The 5,232-nt window shown below is 69.5% G+C and carries 5 protein-coding genes; all 5 read right to left on the bottom strand.

Going from position 1 to position 5,232, the window contains the following annotated elements; genetic code table 11:
* On the bottom strand, nt 1-381 hold a 381-nt coding region (locus A7A76_RS00320; RefSeq protein WP_206409315.1), incomplete at its 3' end, for a DUF58 domain-containing protein.
* 55 nt (nt 382-436) lie between these two features.
* Nucleotides 437-1,471: an AAA family ATPase gene (locus tag A7A76_RS00315; protein ID WP_206409314.1), complete on the bottom strand. Its 1,035-nt coding sequence runs from the start codon at nt 1,469-1,471 to the stop codon at nt 437-439.
* 314 nt (nt 1,472-1,785) lie between these two features.
* Nucleotides 1,786-3,738 (bottom strand): type IV pilus secretin PilQ, encoded by a 1,953-nt coding sequence (locus A7A76_RS00310; RefSeq protein WP_241200641.1) that lies wholly within the window; start codon nt 3,736-3,738, stop codon nt 1,786-1,788.
* A 174-nt stretch (nt 3,739-3,912) separates the two neighbouring features.
* Entirely contained in the window at nt 3,913-4,455 is a 543-nt protein-coding gene (locus tag A7A76_RS00305) for a pilus assembly protein PilP (RefSeq protein WP_206409313.1), read from the bottom strand.
* Nucleotides 4,455-5,153 carry a type 4a pilus biogenesis protein PilO gene (locus tag A7A76_RS00300; RefSeq protein WP_206409312.1) on the bottom strand — a complete coding sequence of 233 codons (699 nt, stop codon included), beginning with the start codon at nt 5,151-5,153 and terminating at the stop codon, nt 4,455-4,457. Before A7A76_RS00300 ends, A7A76_RS00305 begins: the two co-directional genes overlap by 1 nt.
* Between the last annotated feature and the right edge of the window lie 79 nt (nt 5,154-5,232).

The raw sequence follows: 5,232 nt of genomic DNA, 5'->3' as shown, positions 1-5,232 counted from the left end.
GATGCGGTCGCCGTCGCGCGCCGCGGCCCAGGCCGCGACCGCGCCGGCGCGCGCGGCCTGCACCGACTTGAAGCGCACGCGGGTGCCGAAGTACATCGCCGGCGCGGTGTCGGCGACGATCAGGCTCAGGCGCTCGCGCTCGGCCTGGAACAGTTTGGTGTGGGCGCGGCCGGTGCGCGCGGTCAATCGCCAGTCGATGTGGCGGGCGTCGTCGCCGTTGGAGTATTCGCGCGATTCGGCGTACTCCATGCCGCGCCCGCGCAGCGGCGACAAGGCCTGCCCGCTGACGCCGTGGCGGCCCTGGCGGGCGCTGCGGCGGCCGGTCGCGACGGCGCGCAGCGCCACCAGTTCGGCCAATGTCGGCGCGATTCCTTCGCTCATCGATCCGTCCCGAAACCCATAGACCCGGCCGCGTGCGACCGTCGCGCCACGACGATCAAGGCAGCGGCACCTTCTTCAGCAGCTCGCCGAGCAGGCGCTCGCCGTCCCAGCCCTCGGCGGTGGCCTCGTAGCTCGGCAGGATGCGGTGGCGCAGCACGTCCGGCGCGATCGCGCGCACGTCGTCGGGGGTGACGAAATCGCGCCCGGCGAGCCAGGCGTGGGCGCGCGCGCAGCGCTCCAGCGCGATCGAGCCGCGCGGGCTGGCGCCCCAGGCGATGCGCCGCGCCAGCTGCGCGTCGTAACGCGCGGCATCGCGCGAAGCCAGCACGATTTCGACCAGATAGCGCTCCACCGCCGGCGCCACGTGCAGGTCCAGCACCGCCGAGCGCGCGGCGAACACGTCCGCCAGCGGCATCCGCGTCACCGGCGCGGGCGCGGGCTTGAGCGTCTGCCGCGCGCGTTCGCGCGCCAGCCGCAGGATCTCGGCCTCGGCCGCGGCCTCGGGATAGCCGATGCGCACGTGCATGAGGAAACGGTCGAGCTGGGCTTCGGGCAGCGGGAAGGTGCCCTCCTGCTCGATCGGGTTCTGCGTGGCCATCACCAGGAACAGCGGCGGCAGCGCGTAGGTGGCGCGGCCGACGGTGACCTGGCGCTCGCCCATCGCTTCCAGCAGCGCCGACTGCACCTTGGCCGGCGCGCGGTTGATTTCGTCGGCGAGCAGGATCGGGTGGAAGATCGGCCCGGCCTGGAATTCGAAGCGGCCTTCCTGCGGGCGCCACACCTCGGTGCCGGTGAGGTCGGCCGGCAGCAGGTCGGGGGTGAACTGGACGCGGGCGAAGTCCGCCTCCAGCCGCGCCGCCAGCGCGCGCACGGCGCTGGTCTTGGCCAGCCCGGGCGCGCCTTCGACCAGCAAATGGCCGTCGGCGAGCAAGGCGATCAACAGGCGTTCGATCAGTTCGGCCTGGCCGACGATCTCGACGGCGAGGGCATCGCGCAGTTGCCTGAACGCATCGTGCAGGCGGGCGACGTCGGCGGGGGCGACGACGGGGGTCGCGCCGGGGGTTTGGGGGCGATCGGTAGCGCTGTCCATCCGGAATCCATTGCGGGCGAAACGGGCAAGCGTGCGGGGCACGGCTTGCAGCGGTCGGGACGATTTTGACCGAAGTTCGGCCCCGAGGTTCAACCGACGGCGCGGCGCGGCGATTTTCGCCGCGATTTTGGCCGTCTTTGCACGACGTTAGCAGGTCTGCGCGAGCGCGTCCGGCGCGGCGGCCGCGCCCGGCGATTCAGCCGCGCGCTGCGGCGGCCAGGCGGCCGGTGCCGGGCCCGCGGCGCTGTGCGCATCGCGGCCGCCACAAACGCGAAAAGGGCCCGAAGGCCCTCTCCGCTTGCGCGCAGCCCGAATCAGCGCTGCGCGACCTTCATCACCTTCGGGGTCACGAAGATCAGCAGCTCGGCCTTTTCCTTGGTCCGGTTCTTGCGCTTGAACAGATTGCCCAGGAACGGGATGTCGGCCAGGAACGGCACCTTGGTCAGATCGCTGCGGTCGCGGAACTCGTACACGCCGCCGATCACGACGGTCTGGCCGTCTTCCACCAGCACCGCGGTGTTGATGTTGCGCTTGTTGATCTGCGGCACGTCGCCGATCGAGGTGTTGATGTAGCCGTCGACCTCGTCCTTCTTGACGTCCAGGTTCAGGAACACGCGGCCGTCGTTGGTGATGGTCGGGTTGACCTTCATCTCCATCAGCACGTCCTTGAACTGGACGTTCGGGATCGGGATGTTGTTGCCGCCCTGCTGCGGCGCGATGGTCACGTAGCCGACTTCCTTGCCCTGGCTGATCACCGCCTCGCGCTGGTTGCTGGTGACCACGCGCGGGTTGGACACGACTTCGCCGCGTCCCTCGGTCTGCATCGCGTTGAACTCCATGTCCAGGTTGACGTACTTGCCGAGGATGGTGAAGGCGATCGCGCCGGCCGGATTGAGCGCGCTGATGTTCGAGTTCAGGCTGGCCGGGAACAGGAACGCGGGGTTGGTCAGGGTCTGCAGCAGCGAGCGGGCCTGGTCCTGCAGCGCTTCGGCCTTGGTCAGGTTGCCGGCGTCGCGGAAACGCACGGCGTCGTCGGTCAGGCTCTTGGCCTGGTTGCGGATCAGGTCGTTCTTGGCCGTGGTGTTGCGGTAGTTGTTGATGCTCTCCAGCGTACCGCTGGTGATCACATCGCCCTTCTGGCCCGACACGCCGAAGCGCGCGCCCAGGTCGCGGGCGAAGCTTTCGCTGGCGATGACGATGCGGGCCTCGATCAGGACCTGGTCGACCGGGCGGTCGATGACCTTGATCAGTTCCTTCATCTGCGCGACTTTCTTCGGAATGTCGCTGATCATCAGGGTGTTGGTGCGTTCGTCCGCCACCAGCCGCCCGCGCTGCGAGAGAAAGCCGTTTTCGCTGGCGGTGGAGCCGGCCGAACCGCCGCTGCCACCGCTGCCGCCGATGCCCTTGGCCTCGGTCAGCGCCTTATAGATCTGGCTGGCGTTGTGGTAGTTGACCTGCACGTACTCGGTGACCAGGTCGACGCGGTTGTCGAGCGCGATGCGCGCGTCTTCGCGATCCTGCTCGTACTTGGCTACTTCGGCCTGCGGCGCGACCCACACCACGTTGCCGCTGCGGCGCTTGTCCAGGCCCTTGGCCTGCAGGACGATGTCCAGCGCCTGGTCCCACGGCACGTTCACCAGGCGCAGGGTTACGTTGCCCTGCACGGTGTCGGCGGCGACGATGTTGAGGTTGGACTCCTCGGCGACCAGCTGCAGCACGGTGCGCACCGGCACGTCCTGGAAGTTGAAGGTCACCGGGCGGCCGGAGTAGCTGCGCACGCCGGCGGCGGGAGCGCTGCCGCTGATCGTGCCCGAGGTCGAGGTCGCGCCGGGCGCCGGCTTGACCCCGACGCCGACCGCGCCGACCGCGCGGTTGCCCGCGTCGGCGCTGCGCGGCACGACTTCGACGATGTAGTCGCGGCCGGTCTGGTAGGCCATCGTGTCGTAGGCGCCGGCGGTGTTGAGCACCAGCTGCGAGCCGGTGCCGCTGGCGCGCGCGTCGATGCGCTGCACCGGGGTGGCGAAGTCGGCGACGTTGAGCGGGCGCTGCAGCTCCGGCGGCAGCTTGGCGTTGCCGACGTCGATGGTGACCTGCGAGCCCTGGCTGCGCATGTCGGGCACCGCGCCTTCGCCGCTGAAGCGCAGGATCAGCTTGCCGGAGCCGCCGTCGCCGCGCTTGAAGTCGATGTTGGCGACCGCGATCGTGCCGGGCAGTTGCTTGGCCGGATCATTGCTCGGAGTCGGGGCGACCGCCGCGGCCGGCGCCATCGCCGGCTTGGCCGCGGCGACGGGTTCGGCGGCGTTGGCCGCGCTGATGCCGGCCAGCAGGCCGAGCGCGAGCCCGGCCAGGCGCGGTGCGGCCATGCGGGCGCCGGAAGCCATGGGGCGTCGGTCCGACGGCATGTTGTTGGCGTTGAATACGATCATCATGCTATCCCCTAATCATTGATCTTCCAGCGCCACGGAAGCCGGACGTTCCAGCCAACCGCCTGCGCCATCCGGCACCAGTTCCACCAGGTCGATGCGTTCCTCAGACACGCTGGTCACGCGACCGTCGTTCTGCCCCATGTACGCACCCGGTTGAACACGATAAGTCACTTTGTCGGGCGCCATCACCAGCGCCACGATGTTCTTGCCGCTGCCCAAGGTGCCGACCATGTCCAGGCCGTCGAGCGGGAAGGCTTCCAGCGCCTGCTTGCGGCGCACCTTGTCCGGACGCGGGCCGGAGCTGGTGTCCTCGTCGGTGAAGGCGGTGCTGAACGGGTCGCGCATGTCCTGCGCGGCGTACTCGAAGGTTTCGAACTGCTGCATCACCGGCAGCGGATCCAGCGGCGGCGCCGGGCGCGCCTTGACCTCGGCGACCCACTTCTCGAGGTTGGGCGCGTCGCCGGGCGTGCTGGTGATGCTGCGGAAGCAGCCGGTGGCCGACAGCGCCAGGACCACGGCGCAGGCGGCGGCCAGCCGCGACAGAGGTTGCGCGCGCATCAGGTGCCCTCCTTCTTGTCGGCGGGCTTGGACGCGCCGCCGGAAGCATCGGCGGGCGGGCTCTGAGCAGCCATCTCTTCCTCGTCCAGATAGCGATAGGTCTTGACCGTGCCGGCCAGCTCCAGCGGGCTGTTCGGGGTGATTCCGCCGGCCGCGTCCTTGTTGTTGTTGCCCTTGGGCTTCAGCGAGATGTCGTGCATGGTCATGATGACCACGCGCGGCAGCGAGGCCACGCCGCTGACGAAGGCGCCGAACTGGTGGTAGGTGCCGACCATGCGCAGGGCGATCGGCTTCTCGGCGTAGAACTCCTTGGGAACCTCGGCGCCGGGCTGGAACAGCTCGTTGGAGATGCCGGTGGCCAGCGCGGTCTGCGAGATGTCGACGATCAGGTCGGGCATCTCGGTCTTGCTCGGCAACTGGCGCAGCATCTGCTGCAGCTGCTGTTCCATCTGCGCGAGCTGCTGCTTCAGCGGCTCGAGGTTGGCGGCGCGGCCCTGCTTGGTCTCGAAGGTCTGGCGCAGCTCGGTTTCCTTGCGCTCCAGGCTTTCCAGCTCGGTGCGCTTGTCGCTGACGAACAGGTACCAGGCCAGGCCGACGATCACCAGCCCGACCAGCGCGCAGAACACGATCTGCGCCTGCCGCGGCCAGCTGCCGATGTTGTTGAAGTCCAAGTTCTTCATCGAAGCCTTCTTGCTCACGACGCGGCTCCAGTCTTGGTGGGGGCGGCCGCGGGCGCGGCGGGCTTGGCCGGAGCGGCGGCGGGCTTGGCGGCCGGCG

Source organism: Lysobacter enzymogenes, from assembly GCF_017168095.1.
GTDB lineage: Bacteria > Pseudomonadota > Gammaproteobacteria > Xanthomonadales > Xanthomonadaceae > Lysobacter > Lysobacter enzymogenes_D.
This window is presented reverse-complemented; position numbering and strand designations above follow the sequence as displayed.

Bases quoted from the DNA above. Each gene is read 5' to 3' on its own strand.
- A7A76_RS00315 (WP_206409314.1), bottom strand. From the start codon at position 1,471: ATGGACAGCGCTACCGATCGCCCCCAAACCCCCGGCGCGACCCCCGTC.
- A7A76_RS00310 (WP_241200641.1), bottom strand. From the start codon at position 3,738: ATGGCGCCGGCCGCGGCGGTCGCCCCGACTCCGAGCAATGATCCGGCC.
- A7A76_RS00305 (WP_206409313.1), bottom strand. From the start codon at position 4,455: ATGCGCGCGCAACCTCTGTCGCGGCTGGCCGCCGCCTGCGCCGTGGTC.